We start from the raw sequence: 24,044 nt of genomic DNA, 5'->3' as shown, positions 1-24,044 counted from the left end.
GGAATTGCTGCGTAGCACACCTGCCGGGGAAATGCTGGTTGCGTTGGTCTCGAAGCCGTTGTTAGCTTCCAAGATGGCCAAATCAAAAAAAGTGCCAAAAAGACATACGGGGAGATTCATGAGCGCTCAGGGAACGCCGGCGGCGGCGGGCAAGACGACAAGGACGCCAAAGGGCGCCTGGACCATCACCTTTCTCCTGTTCCTCTTCATGCTGGTGAACTTCGCCGACAAGATCGTCGTTGGTCTTGCCGGCGTGCCGATCATGACTGATCTGAAGCTCACGCCCGAGCAATTCGGCCTGCTCGGCTCCTCCTTCTTCTTCTTGTTCTCGATCGCCGCCATCGTGGTCGGCTTCATCGTCAACAAGGTGCCGACGCGCTGGGTGCTGTTGTCGCTCGCGGTGGTCTGGGCGCTGGCGCAATTTCCGATGGTCGGCACCGTCTCGTTCACCACGCTCCTGATCTGCCGCATCGTGCTGGGCGCCGGCGAAGGCCCGGCCTTCTCGGTCGCCGCGCACGCGATCTACAAATGGTTCCCCGACGAGAAGCGCACGCTGCCCACCGCGATCCTGTCGCAGGGTTCGGCGTTCGGCGTCATCCTCGCGGTGCCGGCGCTGAACTGGATCATCGTCAACCATTCCTGGCACTATGCCTTCGGCGCGCTCGGTGTGGTCGGCCTGATCTGGGTTGCGGCCTGGCTCGCGCTCGGCAAGGAAGGGCCGCTGGAGGACACGCAAACCTCGGCCGTGACCGAACCGAAGATCCCCTATTTGCAGCTGCTCACCTCGCGCACCTTCATCGGATGCGTCGCCGCAACCTTCGGCGCCTATTGGGCGCTGTCGCTCGGCCTGACCTGGTTCACGCCGTTCATCGTCAAGGGGCTCGGCTTCTCGCAGAGCCAGGCTGGCTTCATATCGATCCTGCCCTGGGTGTTCGGCGCCACCATCGTCATTCTCACCGGCTGGATCTCGCAGGTGATGATGGCGCGCGGTTACAACACCCGCGTGGCGCGCGGCGTTCTCGGCTCGGTGCCGCTGGTGATCGGCGGGCTCATCCTGGCGATGATGCCGCATGTCCAGGGCGCGGGCCTCCAGATCGCGCTGCTCGTGGTCGGCTCGGGCCTGTGCGGGGCGATCTATGTGGTCTGCCCGCCCATGCTCGGCGAGTTCACCCCGACGTCGCAGCGCGGCGCGATTCTCGCGATCTACGGTGCGCTCTATACGCTTGCCGGCATCATCGCCCCGGCCGTGATGGGGACGGTGATCCAGCGTGCCGGCAGCACGATCGACGGCTACATGACCGGCTTCACCATCAATGCCGTGATCATGGTCTGCTCCGGTCTGCTCGGTCTTCTGCTGCTCTGGCCGAACACCGAGCGCGCCAGGCTGACGCGCGCCGCCGCTGCGCAGGCCAACGCGCTGAAGGGCGCGGTATCGCCGACGTAATAGCAGGTGCTGTTTTTTTACCCTCCCCCTCCAGGGAGGGTAGCGGCAGCCACCGCTACTGCACCCCCTGCGCGCCCCGGATCAACTTGCCCGGCCGGCGCCCGGTGGCCTTGCCGTGTCGCCGCGTCACCACGCCCGACACAATGGTCGCCTCATAGCCGTCGACATCCTGCAACAGCCGCCGCCCGCCCACCGGCAGGTCGTAATGCACCTTCGGCGGATGCAGATGCAGGCGGTCGTAGTCGATCACGTTGACGTCAGCTTTATAGCCCGGAGCAATAAGTCCGCGATCGGCGAGGCCGACCGACAACGCGGTCTTGCGCGACTGCGCCGCGACCACGAACGGGATCGTGAGCTTCTCGCCGCGCTTGCGGTCGCGCGTCCAGTGCGTCAGCAGATAAGTCGGAAAGCTCGCATCGCAGATGATGCCGCAATGCGCGCCGCCGTCGGACAGACCCGGCACCGATTGCGGGTCGAGCAGCATCTCGCGCGTCGCGTCGAGATTGCCGTCGGAATAGTTGAGGAAGGGCACGTAGAGCATGCCGCGCCCTTCGTCCGACAGCATCGCGTCATAGGCTAGCTCCTCCGGCTGACGCCCCTGTTTGCGCGCCTGCGGTCCCAGCGCGTTCTCCGGCGGCTGCTCGTAGTCGGGGGGATCGCCGAGCAGGAACATCTTGTCGTAGTTGGGCCGGAAGAACAGCGGATCGTCGGTCGCGGTCGCCGTCTCGCCCAGGATCGCCTTGCGCACATCCGGCTGGCGCAGCCGCGCCAAACGCTCCTGCAGCGGCAGATGCGCGATCGCCTTGTAGCTCGGATGGGTCTGGAACGGATTGCGCGACAGCTCGAGCCCGAGCAGCAGGCCGACCGGGCGTGCCGCGATCTGCGCGGTGATGGAGAGGCCGCGCTTGGCCGCGGCATTGATCTCATCCAGCGTCTGGCGCCAGCGCTGCGGCGCCTTGTCGTTCTGCGTGATCGAGAATGAGATCGGGCACTTGGTGACGTCCGCCACCCGCAGCATCATCGGCAGGTCCTCGTGGATGGTGGAGAGGTCGAGCACGAACTGCAGCACGCTGCGCCCCTGCCGATGCATCGCGCCGGCAATCGCGGCGAGCTCGTCCTCGCCGGCCTTCAGCGTCGGCGTAAAGTCGCCGGTCGATGTGCGGTGGTTGAGCGTGCGCGAGGTCGAGAATCCGAGCGCGCCCGAGCGCACCGCCTCGCCCGCGAGCTTCGCCATCGCCGCATTGTCCTCCGCGGTCGAGGGATCCCGGCGCGCGCCGCGCTCGCCCATGACATAGACCCGCAGCGCGGCATGCGGCAGCTGCGCGCCGACGTCGATGTCGAAATCGCGCTTGGCGAGCCAGTCCATGTAGTCCGGAAAGCTCTCCCACGCCCAGGGAATGCCGGCGCTCAGCACCGGCTCCGGAATGTCCTCGACGCCCTCCATGAGCTGGATCAGGCGGGTGTGGTCATCAGGCTTGCACGGCGCAAAGCCGACGCCGCAATTGCCCATGATCGCGGTGGTGACGCCGTTCTGCGAAGACGGCGTGAGGTCCTGGCTCCAGGTGACCTGGCCGTCGTAGTGGGTGTGCACGTCGACGAAGCCCGGCGTCACGAGCTTTCCGCGTGCATCGATCTCTTCGCGGCCCTTGGCGGAAATCTTCCCGACCTCGCTGATTCTCCCGCCGCTGATGGCGACGTCAGCCTCGAACAACTCGCCGCCGTGGCCATCCGCGACGGTGCCGCCGCGGATCACGAGATCAGCATTGCTCATGATGTTTCTTCCCGTCTTGTCGTTTGTTGTTTTCGAAATTCTCTCCACTCGTCGTCCCGGACAAGCGCGCCCTCAGGCGCGCGCCGATCCCGTAACCAGCCGCTTTCGCTACTCACGAACCGCCTTCGCCGGCTTCCGTTCCGTGAACGGCGACAGCACCACCGTCGCCACCATGAAAATCACGGACGCCCCGAACACCCAGTGCGGCGCGCTTTGATCCATGATCCAGCCGAACAGCAGCGGGCTGACGATGCCGCCGAGATTGAATCCGGTCGAGACGATGCCGAAGGCGCGGCCCGCGGCGCCCGCGGGCGCCGCATTGCGCACCAGCATGTCGCGCGACGGCGCGATCACGCCGGAGAGGAAGCCTGCGATTGCCATCGTGGCAGTCAGGGCCCAGCCCGGCAGCGTCACCAGCGCGATTAGCAGCACGATGGCCGCATTCGCGGCAAAGCAGGCCGCCGCGACATAGCCGTGACGTTCGGTGTGATCGGCGAGAAAGCCGCCGGCGAGCACGCCCGCGGCACTGGCGGCGAGGAACGCGGTCAGTGCGACATTGGCGATCGAATAAGACGTGCCGTATCCGCTCATCAGCGCCACCACGCCGAAATTGTTGATGCCGGCGACCGACAGGCTGAGCAGCATGAACAGCGCGGTCAGCGTGATCAGCGCCGGCGTGATCACCGCCTGCTTCGGCGCGCTCTCGCCACCCGGCTTTGTCTTGTGCGCGCCGGCCTCGGGAATGCCCATGGCGATCAGCAGCACCGCCACCACGATGGCGATCGCGCCCGACGCGACCAGCGCGCCGACGCCGCCCCACAGCGTGACCAGCGCGGCGACGATCGCCGGCGTCACCGCGCCACCGAGATAGCCGGCAAAGGTGTGCACCGAGAAGGCGCGCCCCATCCGCGCCTCGTCCATGTGCTCGGCCAGAATGGCGTAATCGGCGGGATGATAGACGCTGTTGGCGAGGCCCAGCAGCACGGCGCAGGCGATCAGCGCGGCGTAGCTGAGGTGCAAGCCGAGCAGGATCAGCGCGCAGCCGCCGAGGGTCAGCCCGATCAGCAAGATCTTGCGCGCGCCAAAATGGTCGACGAGATAGCCCGTCGGCGCCTGAGTCAGGCCCGAAACGACGGCGAGCGCGGTCAGCGAGAAGCCGAGCTCGACATAGCCGACGCCGAGCTTCTCCTTCAGGAACGGAAACAGCATCGGCAGGACCAGCAAATGAAAATGGCTGACCCAGTGCGCGATCGAGATTCCGGTCAGCGTGCGCAGCGCACTGTCCGCCTTGCCTTGCTGCGGTGCGGCGAGAACGTCGACCATTGCAGTTCCGTTTCACTCCCGATGGACGCGCAAACTATCGGGGAGGGCGGTTATTTGTCCATGAACGCAGGCGCATGGCAGGTAGTGCTGGCGGGGGAGTGAGGGGCGTCGGTGGAGTGTGGCGCTATCCCTCACAACGGCTCGTCGTCAGGGCCATATCGATCGCGCTTTGGCGTTGCGATGTCGCCGTCTTCGTATTCGTCGTCGTCGTTCTCGCGCCGGCGCGAGGGCTTCTTTGCCTTGTCTTGCGCCTGCTTCGGCGGCGCGCTCGGCTTGGCGGTCGTATTCCCGGTCTTGGCCATGGCTGGTCCCGGATGGTGATGCTGCATCCGAATCTATCCGCCAGATATGTGCGGTTGCTGACTTAACTCAAGGCCCGCGACGAGGCCGTCACTGCACCACCGGCCCGCCCGCCTTCTTCCAGGCATCGATGCCGCCGGCGATATGGGCGGTGTTGAGAAGTCCCGCTTCCTTCGCAGCCGCCACCGCCATCGCCGAGCGTTCGCCGAAGGCGCAGAAGAACACCACGCGGCGTCCCGTCGCGGCCGCGACCTCGCGCAGCATGCCGCCGGGCTTCAGGCTCTCCTCGACCGACGGGTAGGGCGTGTGCAGCGCACCTTCGAGCATGCCGTGCTTCAGCCGCTCGTTGGTCTCGCGCAAGTCCACCAGCAGGATGTCGGGCCGGCCGAGGCTGCGGATCGCCTCGATTGCGCTGAGCGCGCGGCCCTCCTTCTCCAGCTCCTCCTGATGCAGGCCGACATGCATGTTGGCGGGGACCGCCACGTCCATCATCTTCGGATTGGGCAGCTTCAGGTTCGCCATCAGCTCGATATATTCGTCGACCGAACGCACCTGGAGCCGCGGGTTGTAGCGCTTCTCCTCGCCGATGGTGGAGACGGTGTCGCCCTTGTAGTCATGCGCGGGGAACACCATCGTCTCGTCCGGCAGCTTGAGCAGGCGGTTGAAGATAGAATCATATTGGGCGCGCGACGAGCCGTTCTGGAAATCGGTGCGGCCGGTGCCGCGGATCAGCAGCGTATCGCCGGTGAAGACGCGGTCGCCCATCAGATATGAGTAGGAATCGTCGGTGTGGCCCGGCGTGTACATCACGTCGAGCGACAGGCCCTCGATCGTCAGCTTGTCGCCGTCGGCCACCCGCATCGCCACCACGTCGGCCTTGGTCTGGTCGCCCATCACTGTCATGCAATGGGTGCGATCGCGCAGCTCGCCGAGGCCGGTGACGTGGTCGGCATGCAGATGGGTGTCGACCGCCTTGACCAGCTTGAGGTCGAGCTCGCGCAGCAATTGGCAGTAGCGGTCGACCTTCTCCAGCACAGGATCGAGAATGAGCGCCTCGCCGCCGGGGCGGCTGGCGAGCAGATAGCTATAGGTGCCTGAAACGCTGTCGAAGAGCTGGCGGAAGATCATGGCAGAGACCCCGGCGTGGAACTGGTTTCCAAAGATTCTACTACGCTCCGGGTCGGAAAGAGAAGTAATTCACTGCACTGGCGGTAATAATGGAAGATTGCTATCGCAGGGCCTAGCCCGTCATTCCGCGGCGGCTCGCAGAGCCGAACCCGGCATCTCGAGATTCCGGGTTCGATGCTTCGCATCGCCCCGGAATGGACAGGTAGGGACCTACGGCCGCACCACCGTATACCCATTCTCCGCCAGGAACAGGATCTGCCCAACCCCGACCTGCACCGGCGTGGCCGCTTGGATGAACTCCGGCCGCTTGCCCGTCTCCCGCGCGATCGTATCCACCGTGTTGAGGCAGATGTCGAAGCGCACGCCCTGTGCGATCAGGCTCTCGACCTGCTTGCGCCGCTCACTGCCGGCAAGAAGCAGGTCGATGCCGGGACCGAATGCCACCACCTCGATCGCGATCTTGTCGGGATCGTAGGCCTTGAGCAGATTGTTGGCGACGCTCAGCACCAGCGCCTGCTTCTTCGCATCGCCGTCGGAGAGTTGCAGCACGACCTTGTGCTCGGCGAACGGCTTGTCCTGGAGCGGGATCTGTTGCGCAAGAGCGGGCGGGGTCCAGACGAGCAGTGCCAGCATCATTGCGGATAAGAGCTGCGACCGCATCATCCCTGTCCTGCAATGCCTGGATTGCCCTCGACGCCTTTCAAGGTCACACCGGAGCCGAGTCGCTCCTGCAACATCCGCCCCGAGCGCAGATATTTGCCGAGGACGTCCCACACCGGGGCGCCTTGCTGGCCATTGACCGACGCCCAGCCCGCGACCTTGTAGCGGTGGCCGGCGCTGAGCGCCCTGCCGTCGCCAAGCTTCAGCTCCGAGATGCGGCTACCGATCGCAGCGTCCGGTGTGCAGGTGTAGCTGAGCCCGCCGGCGCGCACCATGTCGCCGCCCTGCTGGTAATAGGGATCGGCGTTGAAGAGGTTGTCGCAGACGTCTTCCAGCATGTCCTTGATCTGAGCCCCCGTCATATCCTGCACATAGGTCTCGGGGTAGGTGATCGCGGTCTCCGCCAGCACATCCTCCATGGTCAGCGCCTGGCCCGACAGCGCGGTGACGCCCCAGCGGAAGCCCGGCGACAGCGCGATCTCGGCATCGAGCTCGGTGCGCAGCGCGGCGCAGATCAGTTCGTCCATGGGTCCGGAGAAATTACCGCGGCGGTAGAGCAGGCGATCGGGCGTTGCGATCTTCTCCGACCAGTCGCTCACATGCGGCGCCCGCAGCCGGCCGATCAGCTCGGCCATTCCAGGATCGGGCTTCAGCAACTCGGAATAGACAGGCAGCAGATGATAGTGGATGTCGCTGACCTTGCCCTTGTCGAGTGCAAGATCGAGCACGGCCAAAAATTTCCCGTTGGAGCCGGCATTGGTGACGAGCGTGGTGCCGGCCGCATTCTTCACCGCAATCGGCTGCGGCACGGCATCATGGGTGTGGCCGCCGAGGATGACGTCGATGCCGGTGACGCGGCTCGCGAGCTTGAGGTCGACATCCATGCCGTTGTGCGACAGCAGAATGACGGCGTCGACCTTGTCGGTGCCGCGCAAGGCATCGACATGCTTCTGCAACTCCTCCTCGCGGATGCCGAAGCTCCAGTCCGGCGTGAATCTCTTGGGATGCGCGATCGGAACGTAGGGGAAGGCTTGGCCGACGATCGCGACGCGATGCCCGCCGATTTCCTTGATCATCGAAGGCTTGAACACGCGTCCCGTGGCCTTGTCGAAGGCGGGGGCGTCGTTGAACGCGGCTTCCTCGGTCAGGAACACGTTCTGCGCCAGAAATTCGCCCTTGAAGCGCTCGAGATTGTCGCGCAGCGCCTGCTCGCCATAGGTGAATTCCCAATGCCCGGTCATCGCCTCGATGCCGAGCAGATTGGCGACCTCGACCATGTCGCGGCCCTGCATCAGGTTGGCGAGGCCCGTGCCCTGCCAGAGATCGCCGCCGTCGACGAGCATCGAACGCTTCTCGCCGACATCGGCGCGCAAGCGATCGACCAGCGTCTTCAGATGGGCGAAGCCGCCGAGCTTGCCGAACCGGCCTGCGGACTTTTCGAACTCGATGCAGGTGAAGGCATAGGCATCCGCGCTGTCGGGCCGGATGCCGAACCGCTCCAGGAAGGCGCGGCCGACCAGATGCGGCGGCCGTCCCGCCATCTCGCCGATGCCGATATTGACGCTGGGCTCGCGGAAATAGACCGGATTGAGCTGCGCATGCGTGTCGGTGAGGTGCAGGATCCGCGCATTGCCGAACCGCTCGACGTCGTAGATGCTGGCGGCTTCAGTGCCACGGGCCAGCCGGGGCAGGCCGAGCGTTGCGGCCGCAAGGCCTGCACTCTTCAAGAAGTCGCGGCGGCGGATCGCCATTCAGAAATTCTCCGCGCCTCTCGTGATCGCTGGATTGTTCCACTCGGGAGCAGTCTAGCGGATTTCCATCGCCTTCCAGGCTTCTTTTTCGGTCTTCGCCTGGAAGATCGAGGCCTGCGCCAGCGCCTCGGCCTCCTTGGCTGCGGCGACAGCACGGTCGAAATCGCCGCCGTCGGCAGCCTTCTTCGCTGCCGCCAGCGCAGAGACGGTCACGGTCCACTGATTGCGCAAGCCGGCCGCCTCCTTGGAGGCGGCTTCGGCGGCGGCATAGGCCGCCTTGTAATCCGCCTCATCTGCCGCGCGCGCGGATGGCGCAAGGCTGAGCGCGAGCAGCATGGCGAGAGCAAGTGACCGCTTCATGGCCGTGCTCCCGGGCCTGAGATCGGCAATCCGTTGGCGACGTAGGACAGAAAATATTCGACGTCGCGATATTCATCCGATTGCGGCTCCAGCGGAACCGCGCGGGTCTGACTGTTGCAGGTGACGAAGCGGCGGCTGGTGGTGCCCATGCCGCTCCATTCCGAGCGGTAGATCGGCATCGCGTTGAGGATGCCGAGCGCCGGTGCCAGGGTCTCGGCGCGGATACGTTCGCCCGGGCTCTGCACATGGCAGCTCGCGCATGAGAAATTCATCTGGCCGCGCCGCGTGTAGAAATAGCGCTTGCCGTTCTCGAACGCGGCAAGGGCACGCGGATCATCGGGTATCTTGATGTCCATCGGTTTGCCGCGCGAAGTGTACGCCATATAGGCGGTGAGCGAGGCCATCTCGTCCTTGACGTAGGAATAGGGTGCCTCGCCATTGGCTTCGCGGCAGCGGTTGAGCGCGAGCTCGAGCGTGATGACCTTGCCTTCCTTGGTGTCGAAGTACGGATAATTCTGGCGGATGCCGATGCCGCCGTTCGGGAAGCAGTCGGCGTAGGTCTTGCCGTTCTTGAACGGGGTCGAGAACATCTCCTTGCCGGCATCGAGCGCGAACTCGTAAGGCGGGAATTCTTCCTTCTCCTGCCACTGCCGCTTCATGTCCTCGTTCATCGAATAAGGACCGTTGACGAAATCCTCGTGCTTCACGTCCGGAAACTTCTGGAAGAAGAAGTTCTGGAACGCCTTGGCGTCGGCGACGGGGTCGACCTTGTCGGCCGCGACGACGCGCGTTGCGGCGAAAGCAAGCGCCGCGAGTGCGACGAATGCCGAGCCGAGCAGAATCGTAGCGCGCTGTTTCATCACGCGATCTTCGCGGTGGTCGTGTCGGAGCCACCCTTGTTGTCGGTCCAGGAGATCTTGAGCTCGTCGCCCTTCTTGGCGCCCTTGAAGCTGAACTTGACGTAGGGGTCCTTGGAAACCGCAGTGCCCCAATTGGCGACGAAGACGTCCTTGCCGTTACACTCGAACTTCAGCTCCTGGATGAAATGCGCAGGGATCAGCTCGCCCTTGGAATCCTTGACCAGGCCCGTGTCCATGGGGTGCTGGATCAGCGCCTGCACCTCGATGATGTCGCCGTTGGACGTTGCGCGTACGCGAATGCTTGATGCCATGTCGAACTGCCTCGCTTAACCGCCGCAACCGCCGACGGTGACCTTGACCTCTTTGGTCGCGCTGTAGAGCTTGCCGTCGGCTTCCACGATCGCCACCAATTTGGTGGTCCTGGCCATCTTCAGCCGGTTGGCGACGGCAGGGATCGTGCCATCGGGAATCTTGTAACTTGCCGCGAGCGCGAACGGGTTCTCGGCCACGAAGAAGGAGATCGAGGTCACCTTGTCCAGCGTCGTCGTCACCGAGATCGGCACGACGCCGCCGTTCTCGGCGATCTCGGGCGCATCCAGCTTGACCTTGTCCGACGGTGTGGCGGTCTTGCCGTAGAGCACCTTGATCGCGTCCGCCTCGCTCTTCTGCCTGAAGGCCTCTTCCGGATATTTGTCGTTCGCCGCCGCACGCGCGGGCGCGGCGCCGAACGGCAGATTGCCGAGGCCGAGCAGCGCGACGGAGGCTGCGCCCTGAAGGATCAGGCGCCGCGTCGGATGAGGGCCGGTGGTCGTGGTCATCTCAAATCTCCTGGGCTGCCGGCCCGTTACAGGGTCTGCAGGAAATCAACGATTGCGTTGATTTCCTGTTCGGTCAAAATCCGGTTCCGGCCGAACGGCGGCATCATGGTTTGCGGATTGCGCTTGGTCTCGTCGAAGATGATCGCAGCCAGCTCGTTGCGATCGGGGTATTTGGCCTTGATGTCCTTCAGCTCCGGCCCGATCGTTCCGGGCAGGTCGCCGCCCTTGATGACGTGACAGGTCAGGCAATTGCCCTTGCCGCGGTCGAAAGCGAGTTTCTGGCCCTCAGTCACGGTGGATTGCGCCCCCGCCGGGGGCACGGCCGCGCCGGCGAGGAGGGCCAGCGCAACAAGCAGGGCGGGCTTGCAAGGAAAGACGGTCAAGGCTTCGTCCCGAGCGTTATGTCGATGATCTCGTTTGCGGAATTGTTCAAAAGCACAAAGGGCATCGCCTGACAATCAAGACTATGCAGGCGGCAAAATGGGATTAATATCCCCCGCATTGCAACCGTTGAGATAGTTCATTCATCACATCGGCTGGGATTGGCAAATTATTCTCGGGCGTTTGCCCCTAGGGCCGTGTTCTGTTTCACATTTTCTGGGGACGTCATTTGGCTGAATACGTCGTTGAATTTGGCAGGGACGGCGGACGGGTCGAGCCGGATGGCCGGCTCGATGCGCCGGCTTTCCATCGCAATCACGAACCGATCTGGGCGGCGCTGGAAAAACATCTTGCCGGCACGACCGGCGACGTTGTGGAACTCGGCAGTGGAACCGGCCAGCACGTGGTTCATTTCGCCCGCCACACACCCGGCCTGATCTGGTGGCCGAGCGACCTCAACCAGCGCCACCTCAAGAGCATCGAAGCCTGGCGCGTGCATGCGGGCCTGCCGAACATACGCTCACCCCTGCGGATCGACCTCACCGATCCCGACTGGTGCCCGGAGATGAAAAGCGGGCAGGGACCGACCAGCCTCGCAGCCGTGTTCTGCGCCAATGTCATCCACATCGCGCCCTGGGCCGTGGCCGAAGGCCTGTTCGCCGGCGCCGGCCGCTATCTGCGCCCCGACGGCAAGCTGTTCCTCTACGGCCCCTTCAAGCGCGACGGCAAGCACACTGCGATCAGCAATGCGGTGTTCGACACCTCCTTGCGCGAAGGCAATCCCGACTGGGGCGTGCGCGACATCAGCGACGTCGAGAAGTTGGCGAAGGCGGTGGCCCTTCGCCTGGTCGAGACGATCGAGATGCCCGCGAACAATCTGACGCTGGTGTTTTCGCGCTAAGCCGCGACGGCGGTGCGCTCCCTCCCCCGCTCGCTCGCGGGTGAGGGCGGAGGAAAGGGTGACTCCGCGACGGGATACTCCCTAGAGCAGAAAACCCTCACCCGCCCTGCGGGGACGATGCTTCGCATCGCCCGAGCACGCCGATCTGTTCCGCAAACCAATCGGGAGAGGTGCACGGCCCGCTGGAATTGCGTCGGTCAAATCAAGAGGCTGTCACGCCGCGCCATCCCTCCATCCGATCCTCTCCTTCAAGAACCGGAAGCCGAGCACCTCGAAGCTCGCGCGCTCCTTGTTGTCCTTGCCGTAGCCGTGGCCGCCGGCTGCCGGCTCGTAGAACCAGGCCTCATAGCCCATCGCCTGGAGCTTTGCCGCCATCTTGCGGGCATGGCCGGGATGAACGCGGTCATCGCGACGCGTTGTGGCGATCAGGATCGGCGGATAGGCCTGGCCGGCCTTCACGTTGTGATAGGCCGAGTAGGTCTTCAGCCATTCCCACTCCTCCGCCTTGTCGGGATCGCCATATTCCGCGATCCAGCTCGCGCCGGCGAGCAACTTCGTGTAGCGGCGCATGTCGATCAGCGGGATGGTGCAGAACAGCGCGCCGAAGCGCTCAGGGTACCGCACCAGCATGTTGGTGATGAGGATGCCGCCGTTGGATCCGCCCTGCGCGGCGATGCGCTTCGCACTCGTCACGCCGCGGCGCACGAGATCGGCAGCCACGGCCGCGAAATCATCGTGCGAGAGCCTCTTGCCGGCGAGCCGGCCGGCATCGTGCCAGCGCGTGCCGAACTCGCCGCCGCCGCGCAGATTCGCCTGCACCGTCGTGCCGCCGCGCTCCAGCCATAGCCTGCCGAGCGAAGCGTTGTAATACGGCTTCACGGCAAGTCCGAAGCCGCCATAGGCGCTCATATAGACCGGCGCATCGCCGGTCTCCGCAGCGGGGCCGGTCTGGACATAGGGAATGCGCTCGCCGTCGATCGAGATCGCCTCGTGCTGCGTCACCACGAGACCGTCGGCATTGAATGTCTTCGGCGCCTGCTTCAGCACAACAGGGCTTGCGACGCCGCGTTCGAGCAGCAGCAGCGCGGGCGGCGTGAGCGGGTCCTGCACATTGGCGAGCAGGTCGCCGTTGCTCTCGGATGCATGCCGATCGAGCGGCCAGACATCGACGACGCCGATCTCGGGCAGACCGGGAAGCGTCTCGCGGCTCCAGCCCGCAGCCGATGGCGTGCAGATCTCGAAGCACGGCTTGAGCTCGTCGAGAATAGATAGCACCAGCTTGCCGGCGGCCCAGAACAAGCCTTGTAGCGCGCGCCGCGGTGCGGGCTCGAACAGCACCGCGAAATCGCGACTGCCGGCCAGGAAGGCCGAGAGCGAGATGCCGAGCACGGTGTCGGTGGCATAGGTCCGGCCTCCGATGGTCCAGTCCTTGCGCAGCTTCATCGCGAACCAGTCGCGATGCGCCTGCATCCAGATCCCGGTCGGCAGATCGAGCTTCGTCATGTTACCGGCCGCATCGCGCAGCCATATGCCATAGTTGAAGAAGTCGATCTGGTCGACGATCCACACCCGTGGCGCCGCACCGGTGTCGTCGGCTACACCGGAGATCGCCATGTGATCAGCGGTGGTCTCGATGATCACCTCGGCCTGATCGACCGGCTGACCTCGCCGCCACAGGCGGACGGTCCGAGAGTATCCCGAGCTCGTCGCCATGCTCTCGCCATGGGCGCTCGACAGCAGCAGCGTGTCGGCATCGAGCCAATCGACGCCGCCCTTCGCTTCCGGCAGTGCAAAGCCGTTCGTCACGAAACTCTTCGTGGTGAGGTCGAACTCCCGCAAGGTAACGGCGTCACTGCCGCCGCGCGACAGGCTGAGGATCGCCCGCGAGCTTCCCGGCATCGTGACGATGGAGCTCAGCAGCCAGTCTTCACCTTCGCTTCTCGCGAGCTGGTCGATGTCCAGCATGGTGTCCCATGCCGGATCGGCTTTGCGAAATTCCGCCAGCGAAGTCCGCCGCCACAGGCCGCGTGGGTTGGCGGCATCCTTCCAGAGATTGTGCAGATCGGAGCCGCGCCGGCTGACATAGGGGATGTTGTCGGGACGATCATAGATCGCGGCGAGAATGTCGCGGTCGCGCGCGAAGGCCGCTCCGCCGAATGCGGCGAGCGTGAGTTGATTCTGCCGCTCGACGAAATCGAGCGCCTGTCTGCCTTCGATCTCTTCCAGCCACAGCCAGGGATCGTCGTCGGGAGCGCTGAGCGTGGGCCTGTCGTCGACGGTCATGAACGAAACTCCAACAAGTCGCCGCGGATAGGATTTGATCGAGCGCAAGCCGTCAAGAGCGCGGTCCGCTATCATCCCACCGATTGCGTCAGCGGCATGGCCCGCGTCCGTTTGCGCCGGTTGCCCGCCCTTGCGCGTCCCTCCATAGTGCCGGGAATCAACAGAGCCCTTGGGCGGAAATGCCGATGCTTGATGTGACCGCTGCCGACGAGATTGCCGACGACGCGCGCGTGCGCAGCAATGTGGTGCGCCTTGCCGCGGCGCAGGCGCTGACCGGCGCCAACTCGGCCGTGATCTTCGCCACCGGCGCGATCGTCGGCGCCACGCTCGCCCCGGACATCTCGTTCGCGACCGTGCCGATCTCGATGTATGTGGTCGGGCTTGCCGCCGGCACGCTGCCGACCGGCGCGATCTCGCGCCGCTTCGGCCGCCGCGTGGCCTTCGTCATCGGCACGGGCCTCGGCACGCTCACGGGCCTTGCCGGCTCGTTCGCCATCCTGCACGGCTCCTTCGCGCTGTTTTGCCTCGCGACCTTCCTCGGCGGCCTCTACGGTGCCGTGGCGCAGTCCTATCGCTTCGCCGCCGCCGATGGCGCCAGCGCGGCCTACCGCCCCAAGGCAGTGTCCTGGGTGATGGCCGGCGGCGTGTTCGCCGGCGTGCTTGGTCCGCAGCTCGTGCAATGGACCATGGACGTCTGGCAGCCCTATCTGTTCGCCTTCAGCTTCCTGGTGCAGGCCGCGGTGGCGCTGGTCGCCACGGGCATCGTCGCCGGCGTCGATATGCCAAAACCCGGGCCGGCCGATCTGCATGGCGGGCGGCCGCTGCTCACGATCGTGAGCCAGCCGCGCTTCGTCGCGGCGGCGCTGTGCGGCGTCATCTCCTATCCCATGATGAATCTGGTGATGACCTCGGCGCCGCTCGCCATGAAGCTGTGTGGCTTGTCCGTCTCCGATTCCAATTTCGGCATTCAATGGCACATCGTCGCCATGTACGGGCCGAGCTTCTTCACCGGTGCGCTGATCGCCCGCTTCGGTGCGCCTGTGATCGTTGCCGCCGGCCTGCTGCTGGAAGCCGGCGCCGCCGGCATCGGCCTCTCCGGCCTCACTGCGATGCATTTCTGGGCGACGCTGATCGTGCTCGGCATCGGGTGGAATTTCTCCTTCATCGGCGCCTCCGCGCTGGTGCTGGAGACGCATCGGCCGCAGGAGCGCAACAAGGTGCAGGCCTTCAACGATTTCCTGGTGTTCGGCATGATGGCGATCGGCTCGTTCTCTTCGGGCCAGCTGCTCGCCAATTACGGCTGGTCGGCGGTGAACATGGTGGTGTTCCCGCCGGTCGTGCTCGGGCTTATCGTGCTCTCGCTGGTCTCCTGGGCCCGCCGCCGCAAGGCGCGGTTGGACGCAGCCATGGGTGAGTTTCCGGATGCGGTGTGAACTGGCAGGAGGTTGTCAGCAGCGCCGATGGTTCGAGCTGCGTCGAAGTGATTTTCTGAAGCGAGCTATTAATTGATGCGTCATGGCCGGCTTGTCCCGGTCATCCACGTCGTGGGCGCCGCGCATGCTCGACAATTCTCAACAGCCTCAAACCGATGAATCCTCCCTCCGCTACGAAGGCTGGCGCATCGTCGCCGTGTGCTTCCTGCTCGCGACCTTCGGCTGGGGGCTCGGCTTCTACGGCCAGAGCGTCTACGTCGCCGAGCTCCAGCGCGCCCGCGGCTGGCCGACCTCGCTGATCTCCGCAGGGACGACGTTCTTCTATCTGTTCGGCGCGCTGCTGGTGGTGTTCGTCGGCGAAGCCGTGCGGAAATACGGCCCGCGCCTCTGCCTGATTGCCGGCACGCTGGCGATGGCGGCGGCTGCGGTTGCGATCGGCGCGGTGCGCGAGACCTGGCAGCTGTACCTCGCCAATGCCGTGCTCGCCTTCGGCTGGGCCGGCACCAGTCTCGCCATGATCACCAACACGATCAGCCTGTGGTTCGACGACAAGCGCGGCATGGCGATCAGCCTGGCGCTGAACGGCGCCAGTTTTGGCGGCATCGCCGGCGTGCCCTTGCTGGTGAGCTTGATCGGTCATCTCGGTTTCGCCCGCGCGATGTATGCCGCCGCTGCCGCCATGCTGGTGCTGCTCGTGCCGGTGATCCTGCTCGCCGTTGGTTCGCCGCCGGGCCATCATGGCGGGCTCGCGGCAGGGAAGGAGAGGCCGCAATCTTCGACGGAGATCCGCAAGGCTGCGCTGCGCGACATCAGCTTCCTCACCGTCACGATCGCCTTTGCGCTGGTGCTGTTCGCGCAAGTCGGCTTCATCGTGCACCTGATCTCGTTCCTCGATCCCGTGATCGGCCGCGAGTGCGCTGCGGTTGCACTAGCCGTGCTGACCGCGATGGCGGTGGTCGGCCGCGTGCTGTTCTCGCTGGTGATCGACCGCCTCAACCAGCGCCTTGCCTCGGCGCTGTCGTTCCTGAGTCAGGCGGCGGCGCTGTGCGCCGTCATCAACCTGCACAATGATTATGTGCTGATCGCCGCCTGCGCGGTGTTCGGCTTCTCCGTCGGCAATCTCATCACGCTGCCATCGCTGATCGTGCAGCAGGAGTTCGACACCGCCTCGTTCGGCGTGCTGATCAGCCTCAACACCGCGATCAACCAGGTCACCTACGCCTTCGGCCCCGGCGTGGTCGGAGCCTTGCGTGATTGGTCCGGTGGCTACACGCTGCCGTTCTATCTCTGCTTCGTGCTGGAGGTGGCGGCTGCGGCGCTGATCTTGGTGCGGGGTAAGCCGAGAGCGAAGCTCACGTAGGGCGCGACGGCCGTTCAACAATCTCCGTCATTGCGAGGAGCCCTGGCGACGAAGCAATCCAGGCCGTCTCAGCGGGGACAGTCTGGATTGCTTCGCCGCGCTCGCAATGACGCGTGGAGGGAGCGCAGGTCGCCCCTCTCGCTGCCTCAACAAATCCTCCACATCCAGCCGCTTGGTGACCATCGCGAGCTTCCCATCCGGCCCGAACGGCCATTGCTCCCTGGGCTTGTCCCAATACAGCTCCACCCCGTTCTGATCCGGATCGCGCAAGTACAGCGCCTCGCTGACGCCGTGGTCGCTGGCGCCGTCCAGCGCAATGCCGGCCGTCAGCACCCGGTGCAGCGCATCCGCCAGCGCAGGCCGGGTCGGATAGAGAATCGCGGTGTGATAGAGCCCCGTCGTGCCCGGCGGTGGCGGCGAGCCGCCCTTGCTCTCCCAGGTGTTGAGCCCGATGTGATGATGATAGCCGCCCGCCGAGATGAAGGCCGCGCCGGAGCCCATGCGCTGCATCAGCTCGAAGCCGAGCACGCCGCAATAGAAGCCGAGCGCGCGATCGAGGTCGGCGACCTTGAGATGAACGTGGCCGATCCTGGTGCCGGCATGGATGGCTTGGTTCTGCGGCATGTGAATGCTCCGTTGAAAACATGCACATAAGGCGGGCTCCTAGATGGTGCTACCGCCGATCCCGAAACCCAGCGTTTCCGGATCAGAACTAAGCCAGCTCCGACACCTCACCGTCGGGCAGGCCGAACTCGAACGTGTTCAGCGTCATCGACACCAGCGTGTAATAGCCGCACAGCCCGATCACCTCGACGACGCCGCGCTCGCCGAGCAGCTTCACCGCCGCGTCGTAGAGTCCCTTCTCGACGCCGTGCCCCTCATGCAGCGACTTCGCGACGTCGTAGATCATCTGTCCCTGGGGATCGTCGAAATCAGGCGTGCGGCGGTCGCGGATGGCGTCGATGATGTCGGGGTTCAGCCCGCCCGCGAGCGCGAGGCGCTTGTGCGCGTACCATTCGTAATGCGCGGTCCAGTGCCGCGCCGTCACCAGGATCGCGATCTCCGAAAGCTTGGCGGGGAAGATCGTGTCGAAGCGCAGCACCTCGCCCAGCCGCGTGGCGTGACGGGCCATCTCCGGACTGTTGAGCCAGGCCATCATCGGCGCCGGCGGCTTGCCGCGCTTGCCGGCAATCGACTCGTCATAGGTCTGCCGCTGGCTCTCGTTCATTTCGCCAGGCGAAAGAAGCTTCAGGCGCATTGTCGTTTCCTCTTTGTTTTCAAGCCGCCATGCCCTCGACTATAGCGGAATGCACGCCTGCGGAAGTGGTTGAATTCCACGGTGCGATGGCCCAGAGTCGCGCACAACAAGTCGATTTTTGAGTGATGGAAACGACCATGAGCGAAACTGAATCCGCCGAACTCGAACGATTCCGCAACGAGACGCGCGCCTGGCTGGAAGCCAACTGCCCGCCGGAGATGCGCAAGCCTGCCACGTCGGATGCCGACGTGTTCTGGGGCGGGCGCAATGCAAAATTCTCGTCCGAGCCGCAGCGCATCTGGTTCGAGCGCATGCGCGACAAGGGCTGGACCGTGCCTGACTGGCCGAAGGAGTACGGCGGCGGTGGCCTCAGTGCCGCCGAGCACAAGGTGCTGCGCGCCGAGATGGCGCGGATCGGTGCCCGCCCGCCGCTGTCGAGCTTCGGCATCTGGATGCTCGGGCCGGCGCTGCTGAAATATGGCAACGACGCGCAGAAGAAGGAGCACCTGCCGAAGATTGCCGCGGGCGAGATCCGCTGGTGCCAGGGCTATTCCGAGCCGAATGCCGGCTCCGATCTCGCCTCGCTCCAGACCCGGGCCGAGAGCGACGGCGACGACTTCATCATCAACGGGCAGAAGATCTGGACGTCCTATGCCAACTACGCCGACTGGATCTTCTGCCTGGTCCGCACCGATCCCACGGCCAAGAAGCACGACGGCATCAGCTTCATCCTGTTCGACATGACCTCGAAGGGCGTCTCGACCAAGCCGATCCTGTTGATCTCCGGCTACTCGCCGTTCTGCGAGACCTTCTTCGACAATGTCCGCGTGCCGAAGTCGCACGTGGTCGGCACAGTCAACCGCGGCTGGGACGTCGCGAAATATCTGCTCCAGCACGAGCGCGCGATGATCTCAGGCATGGGCGAGCGCGGCGTCGGGCGGCCGCTCGGCCAGATCGCGGCCGACTCGGTCGGCACCGATGGCCAAGGCAGGCTCGACGACGCCATGCTGCGCGGCCAGATCGCGCGCTTCGATGTCGATGAGGCCGCGCTCGCGGCCTGCGCCGAGCGCGCGGTCGATCTCGCCAAGGCCGGGCAGGCGCATCCGGCGTTCTCCTCGGCGATGAAATATTACGGCACCGAGCTCAACAAGCGCCGCTACGAGATCCTGATGTCGGCCGGCGGCGTCGATGCGCTGGAATGGGAGAGCGAGCGCTCCAAGCAGGGCGCGCGCCCGCGCGCCTGGCTGCGCACCAAGGCCAACTCGATCGAAGGCGGCACGTCCGAGGTCATGCTCGGCATCGTCGCCAAGCGCATCCTGGATCTGCCGGGGGCCTAATTCCACCGTCGTTCCGGAGCGGTCCGCAGGACCGAACCCGGAACCTCGAGATTCTCCGGAGCGCAATTGCGCTCCGTGGTTCGCGTCCTCGACCCGACCCGGAACGACAGCAACAGTTACACATTCCGCCAAACGCTAGAGAACTTTGCACATGGCCCTCGTCCTCACCGAAGAACAATCGATGCTCCGCGACAGCGCGCGCGCGCTCATCAGCGACAAGGCGCCGGTGTCGCATCTGCGCCACTTGCGCGACAGCAAGGACCCCATCGGGTTCTCCAAGGAGTTTTGGCACTCCTTCGCCGAGATGGGTTTTGCCGGCCTGCTGGTGCCGGAAGAATTCGGCGGCAGCGGCCTCGGCTATGTCGAAGCCGGCGTCGTGATGGAGGAGATCGGCCGCACCCTGATGCCGTCGCCCTTCCTCGCCACCAGCGTGGTCGCGGCCTCGGCGCTCAATCGCGGCGGCAATGCCGCGCAGAAATCGGAATATCTGCCGAAGATCGCCAGCGGCTCGCTGCTCGCGACGCTCGCGATCGACGAGGGCGCCAAGCATCGCCCGCTCCAGACCAGCCTTCAGGCCGTGCGCGCCGGCAACGGCTTCAAGCTCTCGGGCGCCAAGGCCCTGGTGGTCGATGGCCATGTCGCCGACCTCCTCATCGTCGCCGCGCGCACCGCGGGTAGCGCCGGCGAGCGCGAAGGGTTGACGCTGTTCCTGGTCGATCCCAAGGCCAAAGGCGTCGCGATCGAGCGCACCATCATGGTCGATGCGCACAACGCGGCGCGGATCGAATTCGCCAATGTCGAGGTCAATGCCGACAGCGTGCTCGGCGAGATCGATCAGGGCTCGGCCCTGCTCGATGGCGTGCTCGATATCGGCCGTGGCGCGGTCGCCTCCGAGATGGTCGGCCTCAGCGATGAAGTATTTCACCGCACCGTCGAGTACCTCAAGAGCCGAAAGCAGTTTGGCAAGCTGATCGGCGAATTCCAGGCGCTGCAGCACCGAGCCGCCGAACTCTATGTCGACATCGAGATCACCCGCGCCGCGGTGATGAAGGCACTGCAGGCATTGGACGCCGACGTTGCGAAAGCCACTTCAGCCGTCGCCGTGGCAAAAGCCCGCGCCGGCACCACCGCAACGCGCGCGGTGCAGGAAGGGGTGCAGATGCACGGCGGCATGGGCATGACCGACCAGTTCGACATCGGCTTCTTCATGAAGCGCGCACGGGTGTGCGAGGAACTGTTCGGCGATGCGAACTACCACACCGAGCAGCTGGCGCGCGCGCGGGGGTATTGAGACAGTCGGATGTGAGGCGCGAGCGCGTGCGTGCCTCACGTGCAGGTGGTGGATAGCGCTTGCCCTGAGCCGTCATGGCCGGGCTTGTCCCGGCCATCCACGTTCTTTGGTGCCTCGGAAACGTGGATGCCCGGGACGAGCCCGGGCATGACGATTGAGAGGCCAGCCTTCGCTCGCAATGACAGTGGCGAGTCCGCCCCTTACCTCATCGGCGGTGCGTACTGCACCCCGCCCGCATTCCAAAGCTGGTTCATGCCGCGCGGGATCTTCAGCTTGGACTTCTCGCCGATATTGCGCTCGTACATCTCGCCGTAATTGCCGACATGACGGATGATGCGCGCGGCCCAGTCCTTGGTGAGGCCGAGCTGCTCGCCGTAATTGCCCTCGGTGCCGACCAGGCGCATCACTTCCGGCTTCTTCGACTTCAGGGCCTCGTCGATGTTCTCCGAGGTGACCCCGAGTTCCTCGGCGTTGATCATCGCATACAGCGTCCACTTCACGATCATCATCCAATCGTCGTCACGCTGGCGCACGACGGGGGCGAGCGGCTCCTTCGAGATCATGTCCGGCAGGATCATGTGCTCGCCGGGCTTGGACAGGTTCAGCCTGAGCGCGTAGAGCTGCGAGACGTCGGCGCTGAACGTGTCGCACTTGCCGGTGTCGTAGGCCTTCACCACGTCGGCGAGGCTTTCGAGCTTCACCTCTTCGTACTTCATGTTGTTGGCGCGGAAGTAATCGGCAACGTTGAGTGCGGTCGTGGTGCCGGCCTGCACGCAGACCTTGCTGCCGCTCAGATCCAGCGACGTCTCCTTGTTGCGCGAGCGGGGCAGCATGAAGCCCGCGCCGTCGTAATAGGCGACGGCGGGGAAGTAGAGGTCGTAGTCGAGCTCGCGCGCCATGCTCCAGGTCGAGTTGCGCGAGAGGATGTCCACCTTCCGGCTCTGCAATTCCTTGAAGCGCTCGCTGGCGTCGAGCGGAATGAACTTCGCCTTGCCCGGGTCGTTGAAGATCGCCGCGGCGACCGCGCGGCAGAAATCGACGTCGAAGCCGGTCCAGTTGCCCTTGTCGTCGGGGATCGAGAAGCCCGGCAGGCCCTTGTTGACGCCGCACAGCACCTCGCCGCGGCGAACAGTCCGCTTCAGGGTGCGGGTGTCGTAGAATTCATAGATGATGGCGACGACGCCGACCAGCACGGCGACCGCGAGCCCGATCAGCAGGCCGCCTCGAAAAGTGCGCATGATGTCTCTCTCGAAATAATCGGGAAAAGGAAATTGGATGAGGGGGTGGAGCATGACCGGAGCGATCATGCTCGAACCGTAGCCCTTAAAGCTCGGGCTTCTGCCGGATCACGACCTTGGTCCCGACAGGGACGCGATCGTAGAGGTCGGCGACGTCGTTGTTGACGAGACGGAAGCAGCCCGAGGACACCTTGGTGCCGATCGTGTCTGGACGGTTGGTGCCGTGGATGCGGTAGACCGTAGTGCCCAGATACATGGCGCGGGCGCCCAGCGGATTGCCGGGACCACCGGCCATGAAGCGCGGCAAATAGGGCTGGCGCTGGATCATCTCCGGCGGCGGCGTCCAGTCCGGCCACTCCTTCTTGTTGGTGATGGTCACCAGCCCTTGCCACTGAAAGCCATCGCGGCCGACGCCGATGCCATAGCGGATCGCGCGCCCGCCGGGCTGCACCAGATAGAGGTGCCGTTCGGCGGTCGAGACGATGATGGTGCCCGGTGCTTCCGTGGTGCGGAAGTAGACCACCTGCTTCTGCCATTCCGGATCAAGCTGGTAGGAATCGTCCGCGATCAGGCCCGGCTCGTCGCCGTGGTCCGGCTGCTGGGCGAAGGCGTGCGGCGTGGACAGGACCAGTCCGATCGCAGCCATGAAAATCCCGGTCAGGCGACGAAAATCCGTCATTTCAAGCTCTCCCCGCTGCCACAGTGCAGATCATTCGGAACCATCAAACCTGAGGGGCAAGTTCATGGCAAGTTGATGACGCGCTGTCCTGCCATGTCGCGAGAATGGTTTGGTTTTTTGACGGGGCCGGAGCAATGCCACAAACGGGGGATGGCGCGAAAAGCAGTGCCCCCGGTATCCGCGCCGGGTGGGGCAGCCGAAATGCATTCGCAGATGCCGTCACCCGGACTTCCACGTTCTTCGTGCGGCGGGTCAAGGCGTGGATGGCCGGGACGAGCCCGGCCATGACGATGCCGAGGCAGTCGGCCCTAAAGCGCAATGAGATTTGGATGAATCGTCATCGCGCTTTAGCTTGTTGTTTACGCATGATCTTTCCGGAAAACCGCTTCGCACTTTTCCGGATCATGCTTTAGATCTTATTGCTCTCCGCCGCGATCCCCAGCCGCCGCACGATCTCCGTTCCCACAGCGCGGGCCTCGACCCGGGAGCCGATCCGCGGGCTGCGAAACCGCCGTCCTGAGCGCAGGCGGATCGTCACGATGCAATGTTCGTCCTCGGACCGCCCGCGGCGCTCCACGGTGATCGTCTTCACGTCATGCCCCTCGATATGGTCTGCGCGCGGCGTGCCGTCGCCCCACAGGCGTTCGACGCGGATGTCGCCCTCGCGGATGATCCAGAACGCGCCAGTGACGAGGTTGGCGTAGCGATGCACGGCGAACGCCGCAATCACGCCGAGCGGCAGCAGCAGGATATCGACATGGGTGGGCGGCCATCCGCGCCAGAGCTTGTAGGCGTAGGGCACGGCGGACAACGCGACGGCGACCAGCGACACGATCCTGATGTCGCGTGCGGAAAACGCCTCCAGCGGCTCGCCGAGATGCATCTCGGGATTGCTGGCATCGAGCGGATTGACGGGCTCCTCGACATTGGGAACCTCGAACTGCGCGGCGATCCGGGCGACGGTGTCGCGAACATGGGTGACGTCGGCGATCGGCGGAGACGTCAGGCGTTCTCCGGAGGCCAGCGTGAAGACGAGTTGAAAGCGGGCCTTCACTCTCTTGCTGCCGGGGACCTGCAACCCCGTGATGTCGTCTTTGGCCACGATGCGCGTGCGCAGCTTTCCGAACGGACTTTGCCGCCCGATCAGGATCTCGTTCGGCGTGATGATCCACACCACGGCCGGCGCCAGCATGATGCCGACGACGAATCCCGCGCCGACCAGGAGCGCGACCACCGAGATGAAGATCTCCAGAATGTCCTGGGTGAACAGGCCCGGCGTGAAGCAGAGTGCGACGGCGACCGCAAAGCCGGACATGACCAGCCGCTGCGCGATCGAAGAGCCTTCACGAAGGCGAATGTCGCTATGGCTGGGCGTGTCGTCCATTGCTGGCGGCTGATTGCGTCGCTTGCGAAACTCCACGGACGGGTCCGTGGAGTCAAGCAACAAGGGCGACAACTGAAACCCGCC

22 protein-coding genes and 1 pseudogene are annotated in these 24,044 nt (G+C 64.8%); 6 read left to right on the top strand and 17 right to left on the bottom strand.

The window, feature by feature from the left end; translation table 11 throughout:
* The first annotated feature begins 118 nt into the window (after nt 1-118).
* A complete protein-coding gene (locus tag P6U27_RS36420) occupies nt 119-1,444 on the top strand; it encodes an MFS transporter (protein ID WP_122406160.1) in 1,326 nt (441 codons plus the stop codon).
* A gap of 55 nt (nt 1,445-1,499) precedes the next feature.
* Here the strand turns inward: P6U27_RS36420 and P6U27_RS36415 are convergent, their stop codons facing one another.
* The 11 genes from P6U27_RS36415 to soxX form a co-directional block, all read right to left on the bottom strand.
* Entirely contained in the window at nt 1,500-3,215 is a 1,716-nt protein-coding gene (locus P6U27_RS36415) for an amidohydrolase family protein (protein WP_122406159.1), read from the bottom strand.
* A gap of 108 nt (nt 3,216-3,323) precedes the next feature.
* On the bottom strand, nt 3,324-4,538 hold the full coding sequence (locus tag P6U27_RS36410; protein WP_122406158.1) for an MFS transporter: 1,215 nt from the start codon (nt 4,536-4,538) through the stop codon (nt 3,324-3,326).
* A gap of 131 nt (nt 4,539-4,669) precedes the next feature.
* Complete coding sequence (locus P6U27_RS36405; RefSeq protein WP_174221617.1) at nt 4,670-4,840, bottom strand: hypothetical protein; 171 nt, start codon at nt 4,838-4,840, stop codon at nt 4,670-4,672.
* 88 nt (nt 4,841-4,928) lie between these two features.
* Nucleotides 4,929-5,966 (bottom strand): MBL fold metallo-hydrolase, encoded by a 1,038-nt coding sequence (locus P6U27_RS36400; protein ID WP_122406156.1) that lies wholly within the window; start codon nt 5,964-5,966, stop codon nt 4,929-4,931.
* Nucleotides 5,967-6,176: 210 nt separating this feature from the next.
* Nucleotides 6,177-6,629: a hypothetical protein gene (locus tag P6U27_RS36395; RefSeq protein WP_122406155.1), complete on the bottom strand. Its 453-nt coding sequence runs from the start codon at nt 6,627-6,629 to the stop codon at nt 6,177-6,179.
* On the bottom strand, nt 6,626-8,377 hold the full coding sequence (gene soxB, locus P6U27_RS36390; RefSeq protein ID WP_122406154.1) for a thiosulfohydrolase SoxB: 1,752 nt from the start codon (nt 8,375-8,377) through the stop codon (nt 6,626-6,628). Before soxB ends, P6U27_RS36395 begins: the two co-directional genes overlap by 4 nt.
* 54 nt (nt 8,378-8,431) lie before the next feature.
* Nucleotides 8,432-8,737: a hypothetical protein gene (locus P6U27_RS36385; RefSeq protein WP_122406153.1), complete on the bottom strand. Its 306-nt coding sequence runs from the start codon at nt 8,735-8,737 to the stop codon at nt 8,432-8,434.
* Complete coding sequence (gene soxA, locus P6U27_RS36380; protein ID WP_162500510.1) at nt 8,734-9,597, bottom strand: sulfur oxidation c-type cytochrome SoxA; 864 nt, start codon at nt 9,595-9,597, stop codon at nt 8,734-8,736. The genes P6U27_RS36385 and soxA overlap by 4 nt, the downstream gene beginning before the upstream one ends.
* Nucleotides 9,597-9,908, bottom strand: coding sequence for a thiosulfate oxidation carrier complex protein SoxZ (soxZ, locus tag P6U27_RS36375; protein WP_122406151.1), 312 nt, complete (start codon nt 9,906-9,908; stop codon nt 9,597-9,599). The genes soxA and soxZ overlap by 1 nt, the downstream gene beginning before the upstream one ends.
* Before the next feature lie 15 nt (nt 9,909-9,923).
* Nucleotides 9,924-10,415 carry a thiosulfate oxidation carrier protein SoxY gene (gene soxY / locus P6U27_RS36370; protein WP_122406150.1) on the bottom strand — a complete coding sequence of 164 codons (492 nt, stop codon included), beginning with the start codon at nt 10,413-10,415 and terminating at the stop codon, nt 9,924-9,926.
* A 26-nt stretch (nt 10,416-10,441) separates the two neighbouring features.
* Nucleotides 10,442-10,798 carry a sulfur oxidation c-type cytochrome SoxX gene (gene soxX, locus P6U27_RS36365; RefSeq protein WP_122406149.1) on the bottom strand — a complete coding sequence of 119 codons (357 nt, stop codon included), beginning with the start codon at nt 10,796-10,798 and terminating at the stop codon, nt 10,442-10,444.
* 227 nt (nt 10,799-11,025) lie between these two features.
* Here soxX and P6U27_RS36360 point away from each other — a divergent pair, with 227 nt between their 5' ends.
* The gene (locus tag P6U27_RS36360; RefSeq protein WP_122406148.1) at nt 11,026-11,697 is read left to right on the top strand and encodes a DUF938 domain-containing protein; all 672 of its coding nucleotides are present in this window, start codon (nt 11,026-11,028) and stop codon (nt 11,695-11,697) included.
* A 213-nt stretch (nt 11,698-11,910) separates the two neighbouring features.
* Here the strand turns inward: P6U27_RS36360 and P6U27_RS36355 are convergent, their stop codons facing one another.
* Nucleotides 11,911-13,980 carry a prolyl oligopeptidase family protein gene (locus tag P6U27_RS36355; RefSeq protein WP_162500509.1) on the bottom strand — a complete coding sequence of 690 codons (2,070 nt, stop codon included), beginning with the start codon at nt 13,978-13,980 and terminating at the stop codon, nt 11,911-11,913.
* 185 nt (nt 13,981-14,165) lie between these two features.
* Between P6U27_RS36355 and P6U27_RS36350 the strand changes: the two genes are divergently transcribed.
* Together P6U27_RS36350 and P6U27_RS36345 are read left to right on the top strand one after the other, a co-directional pair.
* Nucleotides 14,166-15,413 carry an MFS transporter gene (locus P6U27_RS36350; RefSeq protein WP_407193488.1) on the top strand — a complete coding sequence of 416 codons (1,248 nt, stop codon included), beginning with the start codon at nt 14,166-14,168 and terminating at the stop codon, nt 15,411-15,413.
* A gap of 124 nt (nt 15,414-15,537) precedes the next feature.
* The gene (locus P6U27_RS36345) at nt 15,538-16,773 is read left to right on the top strand and encodes an MFS transporter (RefSeq protein ID WP_122406145.1); all 1,236 of its coding nucleotides are present in this window, start codon (nt 15,538-15,540) and stop codon (nt 16,771-16,773) included.
* Nucleotides 16,774-16,908: 135 nt separating this feature from the next.
* On the opposite strand, the pseudogene P6U27_RS36340 reads toward P6U27_RS36345, so the two are convergent.
* Both P6U27_RS36340 and P6U27_RS36335 read right to left on the bottom strand, forming a co-directional pair.
* Nucleotides 16,909-17,397 (bottom strand): annotated as a pseudogene (locus P6U27_RS36340) (VOC family protein); the annotation flags it as partial.
* 88 nt (nt 17,398-17,485) lie between these two features.
* Complete coding sequence (locus tag P6U27_RS36335; protein ID WP_122406143.1) at nt 17,486-18,031, bottom strand: carboxymuconolactone decarboxylase family protein; 546 nt, start codon at nt 18,029-18,031, stop codon at nt 17,486-17,488.
* A 137-nt stretch (nt 18,032-18,168) separates the two neighbouring features.
* Between P6U27_RS36335 and P6U27_RS36330 the strand changes: the two genes are divergently transcribed.
* Both P6U27_RS36330 and P6U27_RS36325 read left to right on the top strand, forming a co-directional pair.
* Complete coding sequence (locus P6U27_RS36330) at nt 18,169-19,368, top strand: acyl-CoA dehydrogenase family protein (RefSeq protein WP_162500507.1); 1,200 nt, start codon at nt 18,169-18,171, stop codon at nt 19,366-19,368.
* A gap of 151 nt (nt 19,369-19,519) precedes the next feature.
* Complete coding sequence (locus tag P6U27_RS36325; RefSeq protein ID WP_122406141.1) at nt 19,520-20,659, top strand: acyl-CoA dehydrogenase family protein; 1,140 nt, start codon at nt 19,520-19,522, stop codon at nt 20,657-20,659.
* A gap of 200 nt (nt 20,660-20,859) precedes the next feature.
* Here P6U27_RS36325 and P6U27_RS36320 read toward each other — a convergent pair whose 3' ends face one another.
* The 3 genes from P6U27_RS36320 to P6U27_RS36310 all read right to left on the bottom strand — a co-directional run bounded on the left by P6U27_RS36320 (nt 20,860) and on the right by P6U27_RS36310 (nt 23,960).
* The gene (locus tag P6U27_RS36320; RefSeq protein WP_122406992.1) at nt 20,860-21,897 is read right to left on the bottom strand and encodes an amino acid ABC transporter substrate-binding protein; all 1,038 of its coding nucleotides are present in this window, start codon (nt 21,895-21,897) and stop codon (nt 20,860-20,862) included.
* A gap of 85 nt (nt 21,898-21,982) precedes the next feature.
* Nucleotides 21,983-22,576, bottom strand: coding sequence for a L,D-transpeptidase (locus tag P6U27_RS36315; protein ID WP_122406140.1), 594 nt, complete (start codon nt 22,574-22,576; stop codon nt 21,983-21,985).
* Nucleotides 22,577-22,985: 409 nt separating this feature from the next.
* Nucleotides 22,986-23,960: a hypothetical protein gene (locus P6U27_RS36310; RefSeq protein WP_162500506.1), complete on the bottom strand. Its 975-nt coding sequence runs from the start codon at nt 23,958-23,960 to the stop codon at nt 22,986-22,988.
* Nucleotides 23,961-24,044 lie beyond the last annotated feature (84 nt).

The organism is Bradyrhizobium sp. STM 3566, assembly GCF_045571445.1.
Lineage (GTDB): Bacteria > Pseudomonadota > Alphaproteobacteria > Rhizobiales > Xanthobacteraceae > Bradyrhizobium > Bradyrhizobium vignae.
This window is presented reverse-complemented; position numbering and strand designations above follow the sequence as displayed.